This window comes from Chromohalobacter sp. 296-RDG, assembly GCF_029889885.1.
GTDB lineage: Bacteria > Pseudomonadota > Gammaproteobacteria > Pseudomonadales > Halomonadaceae > Chromohalobacter.
In genome coordinates, this window is the sequence record NZ_JARANY010000282.1 from 1 (window position 1) to 813 (window position 813).

Consider the following 813-nt stretch of genomic DNA (forward strand, 5'->3'; position numbering starts at 1 on the left):
CCGGTGGTGGTCTGGGAGTGGAGGCCCTTCTTCGTGCGCGGCTGGCGTTCCATCGTGCGGCGCAGCCTCAACATGTTCACCCTGATCGCCATCGGCACCGGGGCGGCGCTGGTCTACAGCCTGCTGGCGACCATCGTGCCGGGCATCTTCCCCGAGACCTTCCGCCAGACCGACGGCTCGGTGGCGGTCTACTTCGAGGCGGCGGCGGTGATCGTGGTGCTGGTACTGCTCGGGCAGGTGCTGGAGCTACGAGCCCGGGAGAAGACCTCCGGGGCAATCCGCGCCCTGCTCGACCTGGCCCCGGCCACCGCGCGACGCCTCGATGACGAGAACCAGGAAGAGGAAGTCTCCCTCGACAAGGTCCAGGTGGGCGATCGCCTGCGCGTGCGCCCCGGCGACAAGGTGCCGCTGGATGGCGAGGTGCTGGAGGGGCGCTCCAACATCGACGAGTCGATGGTCACCGGCGAGCCGCTGGCGGTGCGCAAGGAAGCCGGCAATAGCGTAATTGGCGGCAGCATCAACGGCCAGGGCTCGTTCATCATGCGTGCCGACAAGGTGGGCCGCGACACCATGCTGTCGCAGATCGTGCAGATGGTGGCCAGCGCGCAGCGCAGCCGGGCGCCCATCCAGGGGCTGGCCGACAAGGTGGCCGGCGTCTTCGTGCCGGCGGTGATCCTGGTGGCCGTGGTGGCCTTCATCGCCTGGTCGCTGTGGGGGCCCGCGCCACCCATGGCCTTCGGCCTGATCGCCGCGGTCAGTGTACTGATCATCGCCTGCCCTTGTGCCCTGGGGCTAGCCACTCCCATGTCGATC

Annotated in this window: 1 protein-coding gene; it reads left to right on the forward strand. The window is 68.9% G+C overall.

Translation table 11 applies throughout. From position 1 onward, the window contains the following. Positions 1-813 (forward strand): HAD-IC family P-type ATPase (locus OP495_RS18540; protein ID WP_280571251.1); only part of this gene is annotated, 813 nt, incomplete at both ends.